Annotated in this window: 17 protein-coding genes; 14 read left to right on the forward strand and 3 right to left on the reverse strand. The window is 61.0% G+C overall.

Annotated features, from left to right (window positions below):
- Nucleotides 1–4: 4 nt before the first annotated feature.
- Nucleotides 5–1,378, reverse strand: coding sequence for a type VI secretion system ImpA family N-terminal domain-containing protein (locus tag JWR89_RS19585; protein ID WP_299719145.1), 1,374 nt, complete (start codon nt 1,376–1,378; stop codon nt 5–7).
- A gap of 177 nt (nt 1,379–1,555) precedes the next feature.
- Here JWR89_RS19585 and JWR89_RS19590 point away from each other — a divergent pair, with 177 nt between their 5' ends.
- The gene (locus tag JWR89_RS19590) at nt 1,556–1,963 is read left to right on the forward strand and encodes a hypothetical protein (RefSeq protein ID WP_299719147.1); all 408 of its coding nucleotides are present in this window, start codon (nt 1,556–1,558) and stop codon (nt 1,961–1,963) included.
- Nucleotides 1,964–2,016: 53 nt separating this feature from the next.
- Here the strand turns inward: JWR89_RS19590 and JWR89_RS19595 are convergent, their stop codons facing one another.
- Complete coding sequence (locus JWR89_RS19595) at nt 2,017–3,597, reverse strand: caspase family protein (protein ID WP_299719148.1); 1,581 nt, start codon at nt 3,595–3,597, stop codon at nt 2,017–2,019.
- Nucleotides 3,590–4,522 carry a DUF4399 domain-containing protein gene (locus tag JWR89_RS19600; RefSeq protein ID WP_299719149.1) on the reverse strand — a complete coding sequence of 311 codons (933 nt, stop codon included), beginning with the start codon at nt 4,520–4,522 and terminating at the stop codon, nt 3,590–3,592. The genes JWR89_RS19595 and JWR89_RS19600 overlap by 8 nt, the downstream gene beginning before the upstream one ends.
- Nucleotides 4,523–5,088: 566 nt before the next feature.
- Between JWR89_RS19600 and JWR89_RS19605 the strand changes: the two genes are divergently transcribed.
- The 13 genes from JWR89_RS19605 (at nt 5,089) to JWR89_RS19665 (ending at nt 22,656) form a co-directional block, all read left to right on the forward strand.
- Nucleotides 5,089–5,766, forward strand: a complete 678-nt coding sequence (locus tag JWR89_RS19605; protein ID WP_299719151.1) for a formylglycine-generating enzyme family protein — start codon at nt 5,089–5,091, stop codon at nt 5,764–5,766.
- A 222-nt stretch (nt 5,767–5,988) separates the two neighbouring features.
- Nucleotides 5,989–7,920 (forward strand): type VI secretion system tip protein TssI/VgrG, encoded by a 1,932-nt coding sequence (gene tssI, locus JWR89_RS19610; RefSeq protein ID WP_299719153.1) that lies wholly within the window; start codon nt 5,989–5,991, stop codon nt 7,918–7,920.
- 77 nt (nt 7,921–7,997) lie between these two features.
- A complete protein-coding gene (locus JWR89_RS19615; RefSeq protein WP_299719155.1) occupies nt 7,998–8,615 on the forward strand; it encodes a hypothetical protein in 618 nt (205 codons plus the stop codon).
- 45 nt (nt 8,616–8,660) lie between these two features.
- Nucleotides 8,661–10,019: a type VI secretion system-associated FHA domain protein TagH gene (gene tagH, locus JWR89_RS19620; RefSeq protein ID WP_299719157.1), complete on the forward strand. Its 1,359-nt coding sequence runs from the start codon at nt 8,661–8,663 to the stop codon at nt 10,017–10,019.
- Between the two features lie 69 nt (nt 10,020–10,088).
- Entirely contained in the window at nt 10,089–11,426 is a 1,338-nt protein-coding gene (tssK, locus tag JWR89_RS19625) for a type VI secretion system baseplate subunit TssK (RefSeq protein WP_299719287.1), read from the forward strand.
- Nucleotides 11,423–12,955: a type VI secretion system protein TssL, long form gene (tssL, locus tag JWR89_RS19630; RefSeq protein WP_299719160.1), complete on the forward strand. Its 1,533-nt coding sequence runs from the start codon at nt 11,423–11,425 to the stop codon at nt 12,953–12,955. The genes tssK and tssL overlap by 4 nt, the downstream gene beginning before the upstream one ends.
- 37 nt (nt 12,956–12,992) lie before the next feature.
- Nucleotides 12,993–16,505, forward strand: a complete 3,513-nt coding sequence (tssM, locus tag JWR89_RS19635; protein WP_299719162.1) for a type VI secretion system membrane subunit TssM — start codon at nt 12,993–12,995, stop codon at nt 16,503–16,505.
- 7 nt (nt 16,506–16,512) lie between these two features.
- A complete protein-coding gene (gene tagF / locus JWR89_RS19640) occupies nt 16,513–17,199 on the forward strand; it encodes a type VI secretion system-associated protein TagF (protein WP_299719164.1) in 687 nt (228 codons plus the stop codon).
- 2 nt (nt 17,200–17,201) lie between these two features.
- Nucleotides 17,202–17,990, forward strand: coding sequence for a protein phosphatase 2C domain-containing protein (locus JWR89_RS19645; protein WP_299719166.1), 789 nt, complete (start codon nt 17,202–17,204; stop codon nt 17,988–17,990).
- Between the two features lie 19 nt (nt 17,991–18,009).
- Nucleotides 18,010–19,815: a serine/threonine-protein kinase gene (locus tag JWR89_RS19650; RefSeq protein ID WP_299719168.1), complete on the forward strand. Its 1,806-nt coding sequence runs from the start codon at nt 18,010–18,012 to the stop codon at nt 19,813–19,815.
- Nucleotides 19,816–20,015: 200 nt separating this feature from the next.
- Nucleotides 20,016–20,537, forward strand: a complete 522-nt coding sequence (gene tssB / locus JWR89_RS19655; protein WP_299719170.1) for a type VI secretion system contractile sheath small subunit — start codon at nt 20,016–20,018, stop codon at nt 20,535–20,537.
- 27 nt (nt 20,538–20,564) lie between these two features.
- Nucleotides 20,565–22,058, forward strand: a complete 1,494-nt coding sequence (gene tssC / locus JWR89_RS19660) for a type VI secretion system contractile sheath large subunit (RefSeq protein WP_299719290.1) — start codon at nt 20,565–20,567, stop codon at nt 22,056–22,058.
- 115 nt (nt 22,059–22,173) lie between these two features.
- Nucleotides 22,174–22,656, forward strand: coding sequence for a type VI secretion system tube protein Hcp (locus JWR89_RS19665; RefSeq protein WP_299719172.1), 483 nt, complete (start codon nt 22,174–22,176; stop codon nt 22,654–22,656).
- Nucleotides 22,657–22,684: the final 28 nt, after the last annotated feature.

Consider the following 22,684-nt stretch of genomic DNA (forward strand, 5'->3'; position numbering starts at 1 on the left):
TCGCTCACTTGTCCGTGAGCGATTTCAATGCAGACTTAGGCAAGACATTTTCGAGCACGCTCATGAAGTCCTTCTCGGCGAGCGCCCGTCCACGCTCGCACAGCATGGGCACCGGGCTGGAAGGTTCCGATTGCCGGAAATAGCGTTGCACGGCGTCCAGCAGCGACAGGGCCTCGGCACGTCTCGTGATCCGAAAGCGCGTCTCCGGTGTGGCAGATGCTGCTCCATCCGATATGTGCGCGAACTCCTGCACGGACGAGATAATCGGTGGAGCCGTTGCGAGCCTGCTCAGCGGCAGATCGAAAAAATGATCGGTGCCGATCCGGAACGCGGCTTTGTCTACCTCCGACGGCACCAGAACGGTTACGATTTCGGCGAAGGATTTTCCGATGAGTGCATAGGCCTGCCGAACCAGCGGCAGGGTGGGACTCGATGGCTCCGAAGTCGCGTAATATTCTGCGATCTCAATCAGCGCCTGCTTGGCGGTGAAGAGCGACGTGATCGATGCGGACCCCTGTTGTGGCGGGCCGTCATAGGCCTCTGGCGCATCAGTTGCGTCGATCTCCGGTAATATTGACGCCGGTGCGCTTGCAGCATGGGGATCGATGAACGATCGTATGTTGCCGACGAGCACGCGAAGCAAGTCGAGATCGACGGACTGGCCGTGACCAGCAAATGCAGCCTTGATGCGATCTAGCGAATCCGCGAGCAGCGAAAGCGTCTGACGCAATGGGTCGATACTGTCAGCGTCGGCGGTAGCCACCGCTTCCCCCAACGCGGTGGCGGATGTGGCCGTTTCGCCGTCGCGGGCCTTGATCTCGCCGGTCGCAATCATCCAGGCACGATAGCTGATCGTGCCTGCGCGCCGGCCTTCGAGTAGCGGTGTATACTGCAGCGGGAAAATGACGGTCGATAGCGTGAGCGATGCGACGGTGGTCGATCGCGCGGTATCGCCGTGATGCAGCGGACGTGGATGAACGTTATCCCAGAAATCGTTCAGCCAATACGCCATGGCTGCGATCGTGTTCGCAAAACCTGCCAGTCCCCTGTTGAGGATGAAGATGCGCGCGCGGATGGCAAACAGCCGGATATCGCGGCTGCGCGCCAGCAGTGCGTCCACGGCAGCCAGTTGGCTGGCGAAGTCGATCGATGACGGATCGAATGGCCGTCCGTCTTCGGGCGAGAAGAAGGACGTCGGCAAGATGCCTTCGACCTCCGCGAGGAAATTGAGGTAGTCGGTGTCACCCGTCACGTCGAGATCAGGTCCGCAGGGATCGCTATCCGATATCGGCGCGCATAGAATCGCAAGTGCGGGATCGATCGCCGGCTGCGGCGGTTCCTGGGGGAAGTCTGCGGCGTCTGATCGGTCGGACTGCATAGCAGGATATTACATTGTCGCTCGTGACAAGAACAGGCGTTGCACGTCGAAACCGTGTGAGGTCGTCGTCAGGCGCTGCTGACTCGTAGAGAGAGTTAAAGCTTTACGACAGCACCGCGCTTGATACGTTGATGTCCGAACATATTCTGGAATCGCGGTGATAGAATGAGTGCGCGAATGTTCATTGCGGCAGCGGCTGCGTCACCGCTTGTCCTCTGTTGGGGAGGCTCTGACGCAGCGACGTTGGGTCTTGCGCGGTCCTATATCGTGACAGGAACGAGCGGCTATCTCTCCGAATGGGAATTGAACGGTAGGCTGTCCGCTACCCCAGACGGAAGTGGACAGGTACTGACCGGGCCGCTGGCCATGAAGCATAGGGGCCTGTGCAGTGCGAACGGACCGGAAGAGAAAGCCGCACAGATGCGCTTGAAGATCATCGCATCGCGCGCGCCATCCCGCGTCGATGGCGAGATCGCGATGAATGGCGCGACCTGCACCTTTAGCGGCTCAGTCTCCGGAGCGTTCACGGGATCGATGAATTGTCCCGATGCCAAAGGCGTGCCACTCACCTTTTCCATGCAATAGTGTCGCTCGGACACCCCCGGCATCGCCGCGCGACACGGTGTTTGGTGCGGCTTTCAGTTGGCGACGCTCTCACGCAGTCGCGTTACCTGCGTGCGCAGCCGCTGACAGCGAAGTTCCTGTTCGAATTTTACGATATCTGCGAGCACTGGACCCGAGCGCAAACGCGCGAGCCGCTCCTCGTCACGTTTGCATGACTCGTTGACAGAGGCTGACGACGGGGCAGCGGCTTGAGAAGGCGGCGGCGTGGGCGAGGACTGTTGGCTAACATCTGAACTCACCGGCGCGGTGGTCACGACCGGCTGCGGGATCCCTGCCGGACCGTTCTCCGCTTTCACGGTTTCAACAGCTATGCTCTCCCGCAATCGCATCACCTGCGGCCGCAGTCTTTCGCAGGCGAGTTCACGCTCGAATCGGACGACGTCGTCACGGATCTGGCCGGCGCGCAATCGTGCCAGGCGCTCTTCGTCGCGTTTGCAGATCTGATCCTGAGAGACGACGGAGGGGGACGGCGCGGCGACGGCCGGAGCAGGACCAGCGTTGAGACTGGCCTGCTTCTGTCCTGGCGTCGGAGCCTTTGTCTTGAGATCCTGAATCAGAACACGTTCGGATTTCTGCTGATCCTGCGCAGCAAGCCGTGCGCGCTCGTCCTCTGCGAGACGCGCTTGGGCGGAAGTCATTTCTGCGGATTTATCCGCAACTGCCGTATCAGGTTGTTTCCCCAGTTGTTCGATGATTTGAATTCGGTACTGCGCGTCTGACGCGCGTGGCGACAGTGGGAACTGGGCGATGAAGTTGCGGAACGCCGTCGGGTCCAGCGAATCCTTGATCTGGTCCCAAGCCGGTTTGTCCTTTTGGTTCATGTAGTACTCGCCGATCAACGAGACATAGGTCTCCGGGCGCTGCCGGCCGTTTGTCTTCTCGTTCACGTCAGCGGCGACGCGGCGGAACATGCTGCCGATTTCGAGGCCAGGCTCCTTCAGCCGTCGCAGCAGCGCGCTGGTGAACGGGCTGTTGCGGCCGGAGCCGTCGGCCGCAACATCGTCAGCTGCGGTTGAATAGGCCACCACCATGCCCAGCGCCTTGTCGATGCGAGCAAGACCACGCGTTGAGTCGATGCTGCGCGACATGCCTGCCATCTTGCGCCGGAGATTATCGACCACGGGATTGTTGCGGCACGCATCGAGAATGATGATCTTGACGCCGTCGGCACGTTCCAGCGCGGCGCGAACATCATCGAGCATCACCATCTGGTAGCGCAGGCTGACTTCGTCTTCGATTTCTCCGTCGATCGGCATCAGGTAATTGCGTCCCTGATATTGAAGCGCGTGACCTGCATAATAGAACAAAGCGGCGTCGGCGCCGGTCGCCGTGCGCGCAAATTGGGTCATGGCGATGTCGAAAGACCTCTTGTCGGCCTCCACCGTCAGTGTCACATCGAAATCCAGCGAGCGCAGCAACGTGGCAACGTCTTCGGCATCATTTTTGGGGTTGGATAGAATGAGGCTCGGGTTCTTGTAATGCGCATTGCCGACGACAAGTGCGACCTTCCGCTCCGCCTGGGCCGGAGCGGGTGCTATCGTCACGCAGATGATGCTGCACAGGGCAATGACCCATGTCAGCAGAGAGTCACTCATAATATCTCCAGCGACGGCGTTGCTTCGGGCGAGGGGGCGTCGGCCGGCGCCCGCTCGCCGTCACAGTGATCTTGATGGGCTTGGAATAGATCGGCGGTTCATGCGGAATATGGTTCTCGTCGCCGAGCAGGAGCTGCAACGTATGTTCTCCCGGCGGCAGCGTTAACTGCGCTTCGGTCTGCCCCGCGCCGAAATGCAGATGGTTAAAGTCCGTCGGAATTGGCTGGTCCAGCGGCGGAAGCGACGCGTCGATCAGCAGGTGATGATGGCCGGTATTCGCCTTTTCGATGCCCGCAGGCGCAATTCCCATATTTATCAGTCCGAACCGTACCACAGGCGTACGGGACACGTAGGAACCGTCTGTCGGATAGACGAAATACACTTTGGCGTTCGGCGCCGATGTATGGCGGCGTGTGCCACCCGAACTCGTGCTCGCCGCTGGTGCGGTGGGCTGCGATGCGGTCGTCGCGCCTGTCTCGCTGACGGTGATGCGAATGCGATCCGACATGACCGGCGGCGAATGCGGCACGTGGCTGTGGTCGCCCATGATGAGCTGCAACGTGTGCGCGCCCGGAGGCAGGGTCACTTCGGCTTCGGTTTGGCCGTTGCCGAAGTGAAGATGATTGAAGTCGCTGGGAATCGGTTCGTTCAGCGGTGGCAGGTCGGTATCGATCAACAGATGATGATGGCCGGAGTTCTGCCGTTCCATCCCCGAAGGAGCGAGCCCCATGCCACGTAGTCCGAAGTGAATGATCGTTTTCGGCGAGATCGTCGCGCCATCTTTGATATCGATGAAGTAGACGGAGGCGCCTGCGGGCGAGGCTGTCGGGCCACCGGCTGGCCTTGTCTGCGCGATGGACATAGCGGGGTGAGCGAGGCTGACGACAAAACCAATTACTGCAAGCCTGAATGTTGTCGATAGCACGACATCTCTCCTTGCGAGCCGCATTCCGAAGGCGATCCAAAGCACATTCCAGGGTGTTGCCTTGTTGTGACCCTGTGCATGCACCGGCAGTTCACCAGGCCGCACGCTGCCGTATCATCTGTCGGTTCCTGTGCCGATCAAGGTTCAAATATATAAGGTGCTGTCTGATCTTAGCAATGAGACGCCGCGTTGCGTCCCGGTGCACATCAGAGCACAATGGATAAGTCATGCGATGTTGTAGATCGTATGCGAAGTGCTTCGTTGTGCGACGCAGCGAATATGCACTTTCGCGCATATGCACATCGGTGACGCTGTGGTAAACGCGTGTTTGGAATCCTATTGATGCGGACAGAGACAAGATGAATTGGCGTCGGACGCTTGTCGGTGTTTGTGCTGGTACCATGGCTGCCTTCTGGTCCGTCGCCTCTCAGAGTCAGTCGAGTTTGACGCCGTCGTCTCCGCAGCGACCATCGGCACCTGCCACGGCGCCTGTAATCCCAGCGCCCGCTGCGTCCGCAACGCCCGAGCCCGGCGAGATTTTTCGAGATTGCGCCGATTGCGCCGAGATGGTGGTGGTACCGGCCGGCGAATTCAAAATGGGTTCCGATGAGACAATTTATGAAAAGCCTTCGCATCGGGTGGTAATTGCAGAGGACTTCGCCATTGGCCGGCGCGAAGTGACGTTCGAGGAATGGGATCTCTGTGTCACGGCCGGCGGCTGCAGATACCGGCCGGACGACCGAGGCTGGGGACGCGGCACTCGCCCGGTGATAGATGTTAGCTGGGACGATGCGCAAAGCTTCGTCGCTTGGTTGTCGCAGAAGACCGGGAAAAAGTATCGGCTGCCGAGCGAGGCGGAATGGGAATATGCCGCGCGCGCTGGAACCGAGACAGCGTTCTGGTGGGGACGGGCGCTCGTTAAGGGCACCGCAAATTGCGAGGATTGCGGCGATGCGCCGTTGCGCAGGTCGACGCCGGCGCAATCGTTCAGGCCGAACGGCTTCGGTCTGTTCGACGTGGCCGGCAATGCGGCCGAGTGGGTGCAGGATTGTTGGAACGACACCTACAAGGGTGCGCCGAGCAACGGGGCCGCCTGGTCGACCGGCCAGTGTCAGCAGCGCGGGCTCCGCGGCGGTTCGTTTGCCGCCAAGGCGGCGTACGCCCGCTCGGCCGCGCGATTTCGCTACGATCAAGACGTGCGCTACTACACCAATGGATTCAGGATCGCGCGCGATCTCCGCTAACGCTGCAGCGTTGGAATTTCGCGTTTTTGAAGATGAACTATCGCGCATTGCGTGATCGCACCCAATCAATTTGAGTGCGCGATGAACCTGCTGCGATTTCGCGACACTTATACCGGAGAGAGGGCATGTGCGGAGCGTTGCACCGCATGGCGCCTGGACCGGCCACCGCGTCATGCGAGCAGGCCGACAATCTCGTTGGTGATCGCTGGAAAGTGAAATCGTATGGCCGCCAATCTCAGCCAGTCGGAACGCGTGGCGGAACTAAAAACGCCCCTCGGCAAAGACGTGCTGGTGTTGACGCGGGTGGAGGGCCACGAAGCTCTTGGCGAGATGTTTCAGTTCACCATCGAGGCGTTAAGCGAGCAGGAGAACATCGACTTCGACAAGGCTCTTGGGCAGGTTTGCTCGCTGAAGCTGAAAGTTTATGACAAAAAGGATCGCTTTTATAGCGGCGTCCTCACTGAGGCCCATTGGATTGGCAAGGTCGAGGATCAATTCTTCTATCGCTTGACGGTGCGTCCTTGGCTGTGGTTGCTGGGGCACAGGGCCGACTGCCGGATTTTTCTGGACAAGGACGTCCGCGACATCATCCGCGAGGTCTTCACCAAGAGCGGCTTTAACGATTTCGAGTTTAGGACCAACGGGGAATACGAGAAGATCCCCTATTGCGTGCAGTATCGCGAGACCGATCTCGCTTTTGTCTGCCGGCTGATGGAACTCTACGGCATCTATTATTTCTTCGAGCATTCCGACCAGAAACACCTGATGGTACTCGCGGACTCCCATTCGTCGCACAAGGCGGTGGCCGATCTGCCGAAAGTGCCGTTCCTGCCGATGACGGAGGCAGAGCTGCGGACCGAACAGCACGTCAATGGCTGGGTATCGGCACGCCGCTTTCAGACCGGCAAGATCCAGTTCAACGACTACGATTATCTCAAGCCGCCAAAAAATCTCCTCGCGCCGCAGGAGGCGTCGGAAAACTACCAGCACAGCAAATTCGAGGTCTATGACTTCCCCGGCGGCTATACCGAGGTAGAGCAGGGCAAGAAGCTTGCCCGGTTTCGTCTCGAGGCTGAACAGGCCGCCGATCATCGCCGCGTGGTCCAGGGCGATGCAGCCTCGCTTCATCCCGGCGGTCTCGTGACCGTGGAGAAGCATCCGACCAAGGCGGAGAACCGAGAATATCTGATCGTTCGAGCTCGCCACGTGTTCACTGCGCATCATTACCGCTCGGTTGACCCGAAGGTGGCCGATACCGCCCCCGGTGCCGAGAAGCGCAGGAAGGAACAGATCTATCATGGCGAATACGAATTCCAGCCGAGCGACCGGCCGTTCCGCATGCTGCCGATAACGCCGAAGCCGCGCATCCACGGCATCCAGACGGCGAAAGTGGTCGGCAAGAAGGGCGAGGAGAACGAGGAGATCAGCACTGACGAACATGGGCGGATCTGGGTGAAGTTCTTCTGGGACCGCGAGCCACAGCTCACCTGTCCGATCCGCATCGCGCAGGTCTGGGCCAGCAAGAAGTGGGGCGGCATCTTCATCCCGCGCGTTGGTATGGAAGTCGTCGTCGAGTTTCTGGACGGCGATCCGGATCGGCCGCTTGTGGTCGGCAGCGTCTATAACGGCGACAACAAGGTTCCCTACGATCTTCCGGACAACAAAACCGTTGCAGGCTGGAAATCGGACTCCACGAAGGGCGGTAACGGCTACAACGAGTTCGCCTTCGAAGACAAGAAGAACGCGGAAGACATCCGGCTGCATGCGCAGCGCGACAATACGATCACGATCTGCCATGCGCAAAAGCAGACCATCGGTGAGGCGTTCACGCCGCCCAAGGGCAAGCCATCCCGCGACACCACGCTGAAGAACGGCGACGATCAGCTCAGGATCAGTTTCGGCGACCAGAAGGTGACGATTCCGATGGGCAGCCAGAAGACCAACGCGATGATCACGATCTCCCATACGGTCGGCCTGACGTCGGTAACATTGACCCCGGCTGCAAAGCAGGTCGAGGCGCCGGTCATCAATCACGTGTCCCAGACCATCAGCAATTATACAGCCGGCGCGACAATCACGCTGACGGCGCCGATGATCAATTTAAACGGTATGGTGTTGATAAACGGGATGGTGCCCGTTGTCATTCCGGTTTGATCCCGGTGCTGCGCGTGTACGGTCAAACGGCGACGGATCAATTAGCAGAGGATCAGAGACTTCAGTCCGAGGCATTCATGCCGCATCTCCGTTTCGCCACTGCCCAGTCCCTGTTCGAAGCGTTCCCCGAGCTGGCGAACAAAGCAACGGTCGCGCCGGGCAATGAATTGCCGATCCCGTATCTCGTCAGGCTGTCAGCGCAGGGCAAGTTCGACGAGGCCGTTGCGTTCTGTGCCCACTTGTTGCCCCGCCGCGAGGCGGTGTGGTGGGCCTGCGGGAGTGTTCGAGCATTTCTTGGCGCCGGGCTGCGCGCCGCGTCGCCGGCTCTCACTGCGGCGGAGATATGGGCTCACGAGCCGACGACGGATCATCGCGCGAGCGCGCTCCGCATAGGCCAGCAGAGCGACGATGCGGACCCTTTGACCTGGCTCGCATTGAGCGCAGGATGGTCAGGCGGCGCACTTGGACCGAACCCGCACAACACCGTGCCGGTGCCGGTCTATCTGACGGCGCGCGCTGCGCGCATCGCAATCTTTCTGAGCGCGCGATATCTCGCGACGGCCGATCAGGCCGAACGGCAGGGCGCCTGCATAGCTGAAGGGATTAGGCTCGCGGATCCCGATGACGACACTCGTCAGGGCGGACGGGTGGTCGGGCTCCATCAAGGCGGCAGGATGGGTCTGCGAGACCGCTAGGGATCCGGTTGCGTGTTGGCGATTTGCTGAACTGGTGATGGGAACGTGTCTATCGTGCTGGCGCTGAAGATACAGAATGAGACGACGTTACCGGACGGAGGTCCATTGGGGATCACCATTGACGGAACGCGCGGCATCGATATCGGGCGCGATCAGCATCTCGACTGGACGCTGCCAGACCCAAGCAGATTCATCTCCGGACGGCATTGCGAGATCCGCTGGCACGACAACGCTTACTGGCTGCACGATGTATCGACCAACGGCACCTTCCTCGACGGCGACGATCGGCGCCTGAAGGCACCCCACAAGTTACGGGATGGCGATCGCTTCTCGATCGGCCACTACATCATACTGGCCAATGTCAGCGAGACGACTGCGCGGGTGCAGTCACCGGAGGCATCGATGGTGGGGGCATCGGCAGCTTATAGTAATCTTTGGGATCCCGTCGGTGATGTCGCGCCGCCGATCGATCCGCGGCGCCTCAAGGCGGCGCGCGATCTACAGCCGGTGAAGCCGGATTTCCTCGACTGGGCCATCGACTTGCCATCGTCAGCGCAGTATCCGACGGCTGTGCGCGCCGATACGCTGACGCGAGAAAGCGTGCGGGCCGACGATCCGGCCGATGCCTGGACCAAAGGGTTGGCGAAGGCAGCCGCGCCGGTACCTGTCGGCGAGCCTCCGCCTGCGCCGACGCCGCGACGGCCGTTATGGGTGACAGGAGAGCCGGAAGGGCCGTGGGCCGCGCCCACCACGCCGTCTCAGACCACGTCGCACGTGCAGCAGGACGACCGCGGCGGCGGCAAGAGCGCCGATGGCGGCAACGCGCGCACGGTTCTTGGCTTGATCGCGCAGGGCGCGGGTCTCTCAAGCGACGCATTTGCAATGCGCGATCCGGCCGAGTGTGCGCAGGAGCTCGGAGTGCTCATCCGGCTCATGCTCGAGAACACACGCGCGCTGCTCGAAGGACGGCTGCAGGCCAAACGGTTCGCACGCAGTTCGAACCAAACATCGGTACAGGCGCTGGACAACAACCCGCTGAAATTCGCGCCGACGGTCGATGAAGCGATGCGCATCATGTTTGGGCCGCCGACGCGCAGCTATCTCGACGCCCGCAACGCGGTGACGCGCAGTTTCGATGATCTAAAGTCGCACCAGATCAAGACGTTCTCCGCCATGCAACACGCGCTCAAGCGATTGCTGCAGGAGTTCGACCCGGAGGTGATCGCGCAGGAGGCGGCCCCTGGCGGCCGGCTGGCGGGCGTTCTCGGCTCCGCAAAAGCCAAGGCGTGGGACGTCTATGCCGCGCGCTGGCAGGCGCACACCCATAGCGACGAGGACGGCATGCTGAATGCGTATATGCGCTACTTCGCCGAATATTACGATCGAGACGACAATGCAAACTAGTTCAAAGCGTTGTACGCGCGGCCCGTCCGGGTGCCGGCAGCGATGGCTTCCAACGGACGTGGCGCCCTGATGTCGTGGTACACCAAAGTAGCCTGGACCGAGGGCCTGTTTCTCCGGCCGCATCATTTCCAGCAGAATGACCGCTATCACGAGCATCTGCTCGAGTCCCGCGTGCACTATGCGACTCCTTATCCGTGGGGCTTCACGGTGCTGGAGATCGATCGCGACCTGGCGCAGCAGAACAAGTTCGCGTTGCGCCGCGCAGTCGGGGTCATGCCCGACGGAACGCCGTTCGATATTCCTGCCGACGGTCCGCTGCCGGTGCCGATCGTGGTACCCGACAGCGCGGCGCAGTTGACGGTCTGGCTATCGCTGCCGATGGCGTCGCCCAATATGCGCGAGGCAGACGATCGCGAATCGGAGAGCGCCACGCGCTATGTGACCGATACCGAGGCGTTCATCGACTCCACATCCGCGCTGCGGGTTGAAGAGGAAGTGGATATCGCGTTTCCGCGCCTAACGCTCGAACTCCGCAAGACGGCCAAGCCCGGCTATGTCAGTCTCGGTATCGCGCGCGTTCTGGAAGTGCGCGATCGCCAGATCGTGTTTGATGAGAAATTCGTGCCGCCCGTACTTCTCTGCAGTGCGCATCCCACGGTCAATGGCTGGATCGATCGTGTCGTCGGTTGGATCGACAACAAGCTCGAAGAGCTGGCGCGCTATGCAGCCGATCCGACGGCGGGCGGCGGCTTGCAGAGTGTCGACTACTTCGTTCTGCAACTCCTGAATCGGCATATTGCGGTTCTGAAGCATTTCCGCTCTTCGGGCTATATGCATCCGGAGCGGCTGTTCGAGGAGTTTTTGCGGCTAGTCGGTGAACTGGCCACCTTCGCGACACCCGAACGTCGGGCGCGCGATTATCCGATTTATAACCAGGACGACCTTGAAAATGTTTTCGGGCCGGTGATGCGTGACCTGCAGGACTTCCTCAGCGTGCGCCTCGGTCGGCGCGCGATCCGCCTGGAGATCATCGAGCGCGCGCAGAATGCTTTCATCTCCACGATTCGTGATCGCACCCTGTTCCGGGATGCGACACTGGTGCTGGAAGTCGCGGCGCGCCGGCCGCTCAGCGAGATCCAGAACCAGTTCCCGCAACTGTTCAAGGTTGGCCCCAACACCAAGATGAACGAGATCGTCCACACGCATCTGCCAGGCGTGCAGCTCATTCATCTGCCGACGCCGCCGCCGCAGATTCGCGCCATTACCGACCACGTCTATTTCTTTCTCGATCGGAAGTCGCCGCTGTGGCCAGAATTCTCGGTGGCCAGTTCGATCGGAATGCATTTCTCGGGTGACTGGCCCGAGCTCGAGCTTGAACTCTGGGCGGTATTGGAAGATCGCCGATGACCGACAAGCTGCCACCGCGGGCGCCACTTGGCGCCCCAGGAGAACGGACGGTCATTCGTCCGAACCCTGGCGGGCGGCGTCCTGTCGAGCCCGCTGGCGGATCGTCTCCAACGCCGATCGACCCGTTCGGGTCGCGCCTGGCGCCGCAACCAGCCGCGCCGCCATCGACGCCCTATGCGCCGCCATCGACACCCGGCAATGCCAATCAGGACGAATGGATCGTCAGTCATGACCAGGCGCCTCAGCCTACGGCGCAGGCAGGCGCGCCGGAGATCTCCGTCGATGACCTCGTTGCACCCAACGAAAATCCGATCCTGCGCTCGGCCGGACCGCTGCTATTGCTGCTGGGACGCTTGCGCGTCGCACTCGCACGCGCCTCGTTTGCAAATCTGATGGAACTGGTCGCAGACGCGATCAAGTTCTTCGAAAAGGACATTCGCTCCGCCGGCATCACGGACGCACAGGCCAACACGGCGAAATATATCATCTGCGCCACGGCCGACGATATCGTTCAGAACATCCCAACCGACGATCGCCATGTCTGGACGCAATACAGCATGCTCAGTCGTTTCTTCGGTGAGCGAACCGGCGGCGTGCGCTTCTTCGACGAACTCAATCGCCTGAAGCAGGACCCGCTGCTGAATTACGATGTGCTTGAGCTGCAGCACACCTGCCTCGCGCTTGGCTTCCAAGGGGTGCATCGCACCTCGGCGGGCGGTGTTGCAACGCTGCAGCAGGTCCAGCGCGATCTCTATGAGACCCTGCGGCGGGTGCGGCCGAAAGCCTATCGCGAATTGTCGCCGCGTTGGCGAGGGCAGAATCTCGGGATGCGGGCGCGGCGTGCCATGCTGCCTTGGTGGGGCGTTACCGGTATCCTCGGCCTTGCGCTGTTCGGAATCTATTTCGTGTTGCTCTATTGGCTGAGCGGCACGGTCGATGTCGCAGCCAACGACATGGCCTCGCTGCTCGGGCGTGACAAGCTTTCGCTGGAGCGCAAGGCTGCGACCGTCGAGCTGCCGCCTGTCATTCCGCCCGCCGAGCCGGACAAGATCACCCAGATGCGGCGTATTTGTACGGCGCTCGCGCCCGAAGTCAGCTCCGACAAGATTGCTGTGGAGCAAACCGCAAACCAGATCGCGATCCGCATCGCGAACATCCTGCTGTTCGATTCCGGCTCGGCTACGGTGGTCGATCAGTTCAAGCCGATCGGTGCGCGCGTCGCGGAGACGCTCGACAAGGAGACCGGCTACATCAAGATCGTCGGCCACACGGACAATACGCCGATCAGCAGCAGTAACGTCCGCTTCCCCTCGAATTTCCAGCTTTCCGTCGAGCGAGCCAAAAGCGTCGCTGCGGTGTTGAGGCCGGCGCTGGCCAATGCCGACCGCCTCCAGACCGACGGCAAGGGCGAGACGGCGCCCATCGCCGACAACAGGACGCCGGATGGACGCGCCAGAAACCGCCGCGTCGAAGTGGTGATCGAACGCACGGACAGCGGCCCGGTGAGTGAACGCACATGCAACAGATAGTGCGACCGCAGCAAGCTGAGTTTCGAGGGCCGGTGGGATGATCAACGTCTCGGGCAAGGAAATCTTCCGCATCGTGCTGTTCGGTGTCGGCCTCGGGTCGATCGCCGCGCTCATCTATCTGGTCGGGCCGCTGATCTCGATTGGCGGTCATCGCCCGCTTGAGACCTATATCGGGCGCCAGATCGCTATCGTGGTCGTCACCGCACTCGTTGCAGCTGTGATGACCCTGCAATGGCGTCGGAAAAAGAAGGCAACGGCCAGGATTGCGGAAGGCATGGCGGCTGCGGATCAGCCGGAGGACGATACGCCGGTCCTCAAGGACAAGATGAAGGACGCGCTGGCCACGCTGAGGACGGCGAGCGGTGGCAAGCGCGATTACCTTTATGAGCTGCCATGGTATGTGCTGATCGGGCCGCCCGGATCCGGCAAGACCACGGCGCTGGTGAATTCGGGCCTGAAGTTTCCGCTGTCCGGGGGCGCAACGCCCGCAGCCATCGCCGGCGTCGGCGGCACACGCTATTGCGACTGGTGGTTCACCGAGGATGCGGTGCTGATCGACACAGCCGGCCGCTACACCACGCAGGATTCCAACGCCAAGGCCGACAAGCAGAGCTGGATCGGATTTCTCGATCTGCTGAAGAAGAACCGCCCGCGCCAGCCGATCAACGGCGTCATGGTGGCTGTCAGCCTGGAAGACCTGATGACGCTGCCGCCTGCGGAGATCGCGGCGCACGCCGATGCCATCCGTAGTCGCTTGCTGGAACTGCATGATCGGTTGAAGGTCGATTTCCCCGTCTATGCCGTGTTCACCAAGTCCGACCTGGTCGCCGGCTTCATGGAATATTTCGCCGGCCTCAACGATCAGGGTCGGCGTCAGGTCTGGGGCGCCACGTTCCAGACCGACGACAAGACGCGCAACCTCGTTGGCGAGGTGCCCGCGGAGTTCGACGCGCTGGTCGAGCGCCTCAATTACGATCTGACAGACCGATTGCAGGACGAACCGATCCCGAGCAGCCGCGTGCTGTTGTATGGCTTCCCGCCGCAGGTGGCGGGTCTCAAGCGGCAGGTGTTCGATTTCCTGAACCAGATCTTTGAGCCGACGCGCTACCATGCCAACGCGACGCTGCGTGGTTTCTATTTCACGTCCGGCACCCAGCAGGGCACGCCATTCGACCGGCTGATCGGCGCGTTGGCCAAGAGTTTCGGGGCCGAACAGGTTGGCGCGCAGGCCTATTCCGGACGTGGCAAAAGCTACTTCCTGGCCGACCTGATTCTCAGGGTCATCATCGGGGAAGCCGCCTGGGTTTCGACCGATCGCGCCGCCGTACGGCGCATGCGGATCATGAAGACGTTGGTCTATGGCGCTATCGCGCTGGTCACGATTGCAGCGGCAGGTGGCTGGTGGGAGAGTTACCGGCGTAACCGCGATCTGATTGCGAGCGCACAGACGGCGGTGGTGCAGTATGCCCAGCAGGCCGGCCCGTTCGCCACTGAGAAGACGATTGGCGATCGCGACTTTCACCGCGTGATGCCGCTGCTCCACAAGCTGCGGACGCTGCCCGCGGGCTTCTCCACGCATGATACGCCGACGCCGATAATGGCCACGCTCGGTCTGAGTCAACGCGAGCGGTTGCAGGCCTCGGCTGTGCAAATCTATCACGTAGGGCTGGAGCGACTGTTCCGCCCGCGGCTGATGTTCCGGCTCGAAGAGGTGCTCGACGCGAACAAGGCCAATCCCGGCTTCACCTACGAAGCGCTGAAGGTCTATCTCATGGTCGCCGGCGTCGAGCGCGCCGACCGCGAACTGGTGGTCAGCTGGATGCGCAATGACTGGAGCGAGAACCTGTATCAGGGCGCTTCCAATGCCGAAGGACGCAAAGCACTCGAAGGCGAGCTGGTTTCGATGTTCGATCTCGAAGATGGCGAAGCGCCGCTCGTCGAGCCCAACTGGGCGCTGGTGGAAGAATGCCGTCGCATTCTGGCGCGATTGAATATCGCCGACCGCGCCTATCAATTGCTCAAGTCGCAGGCGCGACAGGCGATTGCTCCGGACTGGATCGCGGCCCGTCACGGCGGCCCGGATTTTGCGACGGTCTTTGAATCGGCCAATGGCGACAATGTCGAGGGTATTCTGGTGCCCGGCTTCTTCACCTATGCCGGCTTCCAACGCGCTTTCATCGACAAGCTGCCGACCATCGTCGATCAGTTGCAGCGCGACAACTGGGTGCTCGGCGATGCCGGCAAGATCGTCGCGATCACCTCACAGTTCGATCGCCTGACCGTGGATCTGCTGGCGCTGTACGGCAAGGAGTTCTCTGCCGCGTGGAAGCAGAGCCTCGAGAAATTGCGGATGCGTCCGCTCAATGTCGGGAAACCGCGCTACGACGCGCTCAATGCAGCTGCAGCATCGACATCGCCGATCCGTTTGCTGCTGGAATCGATTCGCGACGAGACCGCACTGACGCGTGAGCGCAAGGACACAAAGGCGGCCACGGACAAGGCTGGCGATGCAAAGGCGCCGGCGCCCGCACTCCTCGGCATGCAGGCTGGGTCGGGCGTACCCGGCGCGACCATCGAGGCGGAGTTCAAGCCCTATCACCAAGTTGTCGAAGGCGAGGGGGGACGTCGCCAGATCGACACCATTATCGGCGATCTCACGCAGATCAACACCACGCTGCAGACCGTGGCGATGAACAGCTCGCAGGAGCAGCAGACCACCGGCGCTATCCGCGCCCAGATCGCGCAGTTCAAGACCGACGCATTGCGGATGCCGCCGCCCTTCAACACGATGCTGCTACAGGCGGCCAACGCGTTCGAGAACACCGTAGCGGACGACACCTACCGGCAGATCCGAGACGAGTTCCAGAAGTCGATCTTTGGCCCGTGTCAGGGCTTGGCAGCGGGTCGTTACCCGATGGACAGGGCTGCACGCAGTGAGATCGGTCTGGCGGATTTCGGCCGGCTGTTCGGCGGCAACGGATATTTCGATACGTTCTTCAAGAAATATCTCGAAGCCTATGCGGATACGTCACAGCGCGACTGGAAGTGGCGGCAGGATAATCCAGTCGCCAAGCTGATGTCGGTGGAAGCGATCCGCCAGTTCCAGCGCGCTGCGCGGATCAAGGATGCGTTCTTCCCTACCAACGGCAATGTGCCGATGGTCAGCCTCAACGTGACGCCGCCGGTGCTGCCGGATATGGGCCTCGTTGCCAAGCTTGAAGTCAACGGTATCGCGGTCGCCTCATCCAGTCAGCCCAATCCGCCGCCGGTGGCGGTGCAGTGGCCCGGTGCCGGCGGCAGAACTGCCGTATCGCTGGTGCAGGATCCGCCATTGCCCGGCGCCCAGCCGTCGGAGATTCCGGGCGGCACCGGGCAGTGGGCATTCTTCCGTCTGCTCGACAAGGCGTCGAAGACGCCGAAAGCCAACGGCATCACCGCAAGCTGGATCGTCGGCGGCCGCGAAGTGCCGTTCCAGATCGGCACCGGCACCGTCTTCAATCCGCTCCAACTCCCTGCTCTGGCCGAATTCAAGTGCCCAACGTCGCTGTGAGGGTCTGATGCAGTGCAGTCTGTACGGCAAGCTGCCGACGAAGCGGGACTTCATCGCCGCCGGCGTGCCGCGTGAATTTCTCGCCGTCTGGGAGCCTTGGCTGCAGGGAAGCGTCTCGGCGTCCCGCGTAACTCTGGGAGACCGGTGGCAAGCCGCGTTTCTGACCGCGCCGATCTGGCGCTTTTGGCTCGGCAGCGATCTCTGCGGTGTCGATGTGATTGGCGCCTTCATGCCGTCGCTCGATGGCGTCGGGCGCTATTTCCCACTCACGCTCATAGCCTGTGCCGATCCCGGCTTCGGCATCGCTCCGCCGGAAAGCGATGCGCAGGAAGCGTGGTTCACCGCGGCAGAAGCGCTGCTGATGTCGGCGCTCGATCACGACCGCACATTCGATGCCGTCATGGCGGATCTCGCCGACCTACCGGCTCCGATGCAGATCGCGCAGGACGAGACTTCGGGCGACTTCATCGGGGATGGCGATTCGCGGACAGGCGAGCCGGACTTCGCCGCGATTTTCGAAGCGCTTCGCAAGGGCGACCATGAAAGTATTTACGGCAGCGCCACATTCTGGTGGACGCTCGGCGGCGAAGGCTTCGCGCCTATGGCATTGTGCCGGCGGCGTATGCCCGACCCTTATCTGTTCCCTAGCATGTTGACTGGCAAACATCCTCAGTACGATCCAGTGGCAGGATGACGATGTCGAATGATTCATTATCCAGATTTGAATCGGGGGCCGCGACTCATGTCGGCCGGGTTCGCAAGCAGAACGAGGACAGTTACCTGATCTCGACGCGGTCGGGTGTCTGGGCCGTGGCCGACGGCATGGGCGGCCATGCGGCGGGCGATCTCGCCAGTCATATTGTCGTCGAGGAATTGGAGCGTATCACTGCGCCGGCTACCGCCGCGCAGTTGCTCGCCGATTGCGAGGAGCGGCTGGTCGCGGCCAACAGCAAGCTCAGGATGTTGGCCGATGCACGCGGCGGCGATCTGGTTGGGACCACGGTCGCCGTCCTGCTCGCATTCGACAGCGTGTTCGCCTGCGTCTGGTCGGGCGATAGCCGGATCTACCGGGTCCAAGCCGGTGGTATCGAACAACTTTCGGTCGATCACACCGAAGTGCAAGAATTGATGAACGAGGGGAAGCTGACAGCGGACGAAGCAAAGTCATGGCCGCGGCGGAACGTTATCACCCGCGCGATCGGCACCTACGAACAGCCGGAACTGGAGATGACGAACGGCACGCTGGCATCGGGCGATGTTTTTCTGATCTGCAGCGATGGTCTCACCAATCACGTCGCGGATCATGAGATGCTTGCGTTAGCCCAGTTGCACGCGCCGCAGGCCGCCTGCGACCATCTGATTGAGCTGACATTATTGCGCGGCGCGACCGACAACGTCACAGTGGTGGTAACCCGCTTTGGTCCGACCGCGGCCAATGCGCCGCAGTCCGCGCGCAGCAAGGTCTGGGGATCTGGGGGTGAGTGACATGTACGCACCAGCCCTGATGGCGCGGCTGCCGGCGGGCACGCAACTCAATGGCGTATTCGAAGTCGAGGCGCATATCGCCTCCGGCGGCATGGGCGAGATCTATCGTGGACGCGCCATCGAGACCGGCGACGTGGTGGCAATCAAGGTGATGCGTACCGACCTCGCTGACAATGCCATGGCGCTGGCGCTGTTCCGCAAGGAAGCATCGGCGCTTCACTACATTCATCACGATGCGATCGTTCGCTATTATATCTTCTCGCTGGATCCCGGGATCGGACGGCATTATCTCGCGATGGAGTTCGTCGATGGCCGTCCGCTGTCGGAAGTGATAAAATCCGGCGCGCTGTCGTTCAAGGACGTCTGCCTTCTGCAAGAGCGGCTCGCCAGCGGGCTCGATGCGGCGCATCGGCATGGCATAATCCATCGCGACCTGTCGCCCGACAATATTCTGATCGCCGATGATGACATCAGTCGCGCCAAGATCATTGATTTCGGAATCGCACGATCGACCCGCCCGGACAGCAGTACGATCATCGGTTCGGGCTTTGCAGGCAAGTACAACTACGTCTCGCCCGAGCAGCTCGGGCTATTCGGTGGTGAAGTGACCGCCAAGTCGGACATCTACAGCCTTGGTCTGCTGCTGTTCGAATGCCTGAATGGCAAGCCCCTCGATATGGGTGGCAGCCAGCTCGACGTGATCGAGAAGCGTCGCGTGGTGCCCGACCTGACGCCGATCGATGCTCGCTTCAGCCCGCTTATCGCGCAGATGCTGCAGCCGGATCCGAACGATCGGCCGGAGTCAATGGCTGCCGTTGCCGCATGGCGGCCGACGGCCGCGGCAGACAGGATCATGTCGCAGGTGCAAAACCGGCTGCGGCGCGGCGGCGAATCCAAACGGCGGCAATTGCGGATGGTTGCTGCAGCGGCCGGCCTTGTCGCGATCGGGGGGGCGGCCTTGGGCTATTACCTATCCTATGAGCCCTTTGGTGATGCGCCGGCCGAGGTCGCGTCGCCTGCGCCGGTACTCAATCCGGATAACGGTTCCGATGCACGGCTCGCCGAGGAGGCGCGTCGCGTTGCCGCCGACAATCAGGCACGGCAACGCGCGGAATTGGCGAGCCAGCCGGCTGTATCGGCAAAGCCTGCCGATCCGCAGCTCGCAGCGCCGGACCGGCCCTCCAGCGATCCGACTGATCGGATCAGACAATATGTGAATTCCTACGACGGCGGCGAGTGTTTCTTCGTGGCGCCGGTCGCGGTTGCCGACGGCAATACGATGCTCGAAGGGTACGGCGCGTCGGCCGCCCCGTTCTCGGTGCTTGATTACGATTTCAAGCGGATCCACAGATTCGAGGCGACAGTGGGATTCCATGCCGTGGCAGCTCCGCAATGCGCTGCCCTCAATTTTACGGCACGGCTGCGCAATCAACGCGGCACGCCGCCCAATCTCGACATCAGCGCCGGCAACTTGAAGAGCAGCGGTTACGTTACCGGTTCCGTCTCTGGCTTCGGAAGCGGGAACATCGACTTGCTGATGATCGATCATGAAGGAATCGTGCAGTCCCTGACGTCGCTGCTGCGCGGAAGTGGCGATACGCGCACTTTCACGCTCAACCTGCGACGCGCAGATGCCGGGCCGCCGAAACTCCAGCTCGTAATGGCGGTGACGACGGCGAGTACGCTGGCGGCGCTGCAGCCGGCGTCCTCTGCCACCACCGAGGTCGGGCCTGCCGATCGTGTGTTCCCGGCTGCACTGACCGAAGGTGTCCGCACCGGCCAACCGGTAAATGTCAGGATCAGGTCGTTCAACCTGGAGAAGTGACGGCCACGGAAACAAGCCACTGGAAATCGTGCGGGGCCGCTTGAACCTATCTGGTGCGTCTCGCGACACACGATGGGACGCTCATACCTCTAGCCCCAAGCCGACTGCCCCTGCAGTCCACCTTGAGACCAGCAAGTGATGCGCTCCGCAAGAGTATCGTCATCACTGGCAGAGATGCCGCGCGGTTCGGGAGAGTGGCAATGGCGAAGCAGAGCGGTCAGAAGTTCATCAAGCGAAACCGCCCACCGCGCGTCCACATCACCTACGAGGATCCGGGCAACGCCGAAGAGAAGATCGAGCTGCCCTTCGTAATGGGCGTGATGTCTGACCTCTCCGGTAACAATCCCGGCGCCGAGAAGGCCGATATCGACCAACGAAAATTCCTCGATATCGACATGGACAATATAGACAACCGCATGGCAGCGATCCAACCCGGTGTGAGTTTCCGCGTCGACAACAAGCTGACGGAAAATTCAAAAGAGAAACTAGGTGTCAATCTCCAATTCAATAAGATGGCGGATTTCGAGCCGGCGGCGCTTGCCCGGCAGGTGCCGGCTCTGGCCAAGCTGCTCGAAGCGCGCACGCATCTTTCAAACCTGCTGCGTTACATGGACGGCAAGGCGGCGGCGGAGGAATCCCTCCGCAAACTGCTGGCCGACCCCCAGCTCATGTTGGCTCTGAAGAACCGTGCCGCGCCCAGCGACGACGAAGTGAAATCTTGAGATTGCTCAAAGTCGGAGACCATCGTGATGGCGACTGAAACGTCCCGCTCCACCGAAGATATTTCGCTCCAGACACGCGAAGTCGATGAATTTTCGGTGCTGCTGAAGCAAAGCTTCAAGCCGCGTACCGAGCGTGCCGCGACCGAGGTTGAAAACGCTGTCCAAACCCTTGTGTCTCAGGCGCTGGTCGATAGCAGCGTTATCAAGGAAGACGTTCTCGACACGATCGAGGAAATGATCGCTCAGCTCGACAAAAAGCTCTCCGCACAGATCAATGAAATACTTCATGCAACTGAATTCCAGCAGATCGAAGGCGCCTGGCGGGGTTTGGCCTATCTGGTTTTCCAGTCTGAAACCGACGCGATGCTCAAGATCCGCGTGATGGACGTCTCTAAGAGCGAGCTCTACCGGCATCTGCGGCAATATCCCAATGCGGCGTGGGACCAGAGCGCGCTGTTCAAGAAGGTCTATGAAGAAGAGTTCGGCCAGCTCGGCGGCCAACCCTATGGCTGCCTGATCGGCGACTACGCGTTCAGCCATCTGCCGACGGACGTTCAACTGCTGCGCGATATGAGCCGTATCGCCAGCGCAGCGCATGCGCCGTTCTTCGCGGCGGCGGATTCGACGCTGATGGGCATGGATTCGTGGAACGAGTTGATGAATCCACGCGATCTGAGCAAGCTGTTCGACACGCCTGAGTACGCTGCATGGAAATCGCTCCGCGATTCCGAAGACGCCCGGTATGTCGGCCTGTGCATGCCGCGTGTGCTGGCGCGCCTGCCTTATGGCGCCAAGTCAGAGCCAGTGGCCGAATTTGCTTTCGAGGAAGACACCGACGGGCACCGGGGCGAGAAATATGCCTGGATGAACGCCGCCTATGCGATGGCGGCGAACATAAACCGTGCCTTCAAGGAATATGGCTGGTGCGCCCGTATCCGTGGCGTGCAGTCCGGCGGCGAGGTCGAGGACTTGCCGACGCACACCTTCCCGACCGACGACGGCGGCGTTGACCTGAAGTGTCCGACCGAGATCGCGATTACCGATCGCCGCGAGGCCGAACTGGCAAAAGCCGGGTTGATCCCGCTGATTCATCGCAAGAACACCGACCGCGCGGCATTCATCGGCGCACAGTCGCTGTTCAAGCCGAAGGCCTATCAGAACAATCCGGCCGCAACCGCATCCAGCAATCTGTCTTCGCGGCTACCCTACATGTTCGCGGTTTGCCGATTTGCCCACTATCTCAAATGCATCGTGCGCGACAAGGTTGGCTCCTATTACGAAAAGGAGCAGTTGCAAAAATGGCTGACCAACTGGATCAGCGAATATGTCGATGGCGATCCTATCAATTCGACAGAGGCCACGAAGTGCCGCCGTCCGCTGGCGGGCGCCGCAATCAGGATCGTCGAGAACGAGGAAAATCCGGGCTATTACGCCGCAACATTCGACCTACGCCCACACTTCCAGTTGGAAGGCATGGACATTGGTCTGCGGCTGGTGTCGCGATTGCCCGTCGCAAAATAGTCCGTATCGCACCGAACCAGCTCTCGCCAGGCCGCGACCAATCCATGGACCCCCTGACCCGATCAGGCAATCGCGGGGGAGGCGATCGAACCATCTATCTGAGAGGGAAATTGAAATGGCCGAAATGTTCTTGAAGCTCGATGGCGTTGAAGGTGAATCCTTGGACCACGCCCATCAGAATGAAATCGAACTGCAGACCTGGACATGGAATACCACCAATCCGGTCCGCTGGGATCTCAATCAGGGCGGTCAGTCGACCAAGGTTCACGTGCATGAAATCACCCTAAAGAAGGCATGCGACAAGTCATCCGTTACGCTGTACCAGAATTTGGTGACCGGCAAGCACATCAAGAACGCAAAGATCACGTGTCGTAAGAACGATGGTGAGAATAAGTTCGAGTATCTCGTCGTTGAGCTGACGGATGTCATGATTGCAAAGGTGGAATGGACTGGTGCGGGCGAGAGCCAGACTCTCGAGGAGAATGTCGAACTGTCGTTCGCCGAGTTCAGGCTGGACTACAAAGTTCAGGGCGACTCGGGCAATGCGAATGGCCAGAAGACTTTCGGGTTTAACGTGCAGCGGCAGCAGGCCGCCTGATCCTGCAAGTATCGCGCGAGCGCTTCCT

This window comes from Tardiphaga sp. (assembly GCF_028290785.1).
Taxonomy (GTDB): domain Bacteria; phylum Pseudomonadota; class Alphaproteobacteria; order Rhizobiales; family Xanthobacteraceae; genus Tardiphaga.

Coding starts and splice junctions, on each gene's coding strand:
- JWR89_RS19650 (WP_299719168.1), top strand. CDS start 18,010: ATGGCGCGGCTGCCGGCGGGCACGCAACTCAATGGCGTATTCGAAGTC.
- tssL (WP_299719160.1), top strand. CDS start 11,423: ATGACCGACAAGCTGCCACCGCGGGCGCCACTTGGCGCCCCAGGAGAA.
- JWR89_RS19585 (WP_299719145.1), bottom strand. CDS start 1,378: ATGCAGTCCGACCGATCAGACGCCGCAGACTTCCCCCAGGAACCGCCG.
- JWR89_RS19665 (WP_299719172.1), top strand. CDS start 22,174: ATGGCCGAAATGTTCTTGAAGCTCGATGGCGTTGAAGGTGAATCCTTG.
- tssI (WP_299719153.1), top strand. CDS start 5,989: ATGGCCGCCAATCTCAGCCAGTCGGAACGCGTGGCGGAACTAAAAACG.
- JWR89_RS19615 (WP_299719155.1), top strand. CDS start 7,998: ATGCCGCATCTCCGTTTCGCCACTGCCCAGTCCCTGTTCGAAGCGTTC.
- tssM (WP_299719162.1), top strand. CDS start 12,993: ATGATCAACGTCTCGGGCAAGGAAATCTTCCGCATCGTGCTGTTCGGT.
- JWR89_RS19645 (WP_299719166.1), top strand. CDS start 17,202: ATGTCGAATGATTCATTATCCAGATTTGAATCGGGGGCCGCGACTCAT.
- JWR89_RS19595 (WP_299719148.1), bottom strand. CDS start 3,597: ATGAGTGACTCTCTGCTGACATGGGTCATTGCCCTGTGCAGCATCATC.
- JWR89_RS19590 (WP_299719147.1), top strand. CDS start 1,556: ATGTTCATTGCGGCAGCGGCTGCGTCACCGCTTGTCCTCTGTTGGGGA.
- JWR89_RS19605 (WP_299719151.1), top strand. CDS start 5,089: ATGGTGGTGGTACCGGCCGGCGAATTCAAAATGGGTTCCGATGAGACA.
- tssC (WP_299719290.1), top strand. CDS start 20,565: ATGGCGACTGAAACGTCCCGCTCCACCGAAGATATTTCGCTCCAGACA.
- tssK (WP_299719287.1), top strand. CDS start 10,089: ATGTCGTGGTACACCAAAGTAGCCTGGACCGAGGGCCTGTTTCTCCGG.
- tssB (WP_299719170.1), top strand. CDS start 20,016: ATGGCGAAGCAGAGCGGTCAGAAGTTCATCAAGCGAAACCGCCCACCG.
- tagF (WP_299719164.1), top strand. CDS start 16,513: ATGCAGTGCAGTCTGTACGGCAAGCTGCCGACGAAGCGGGACTTCATC.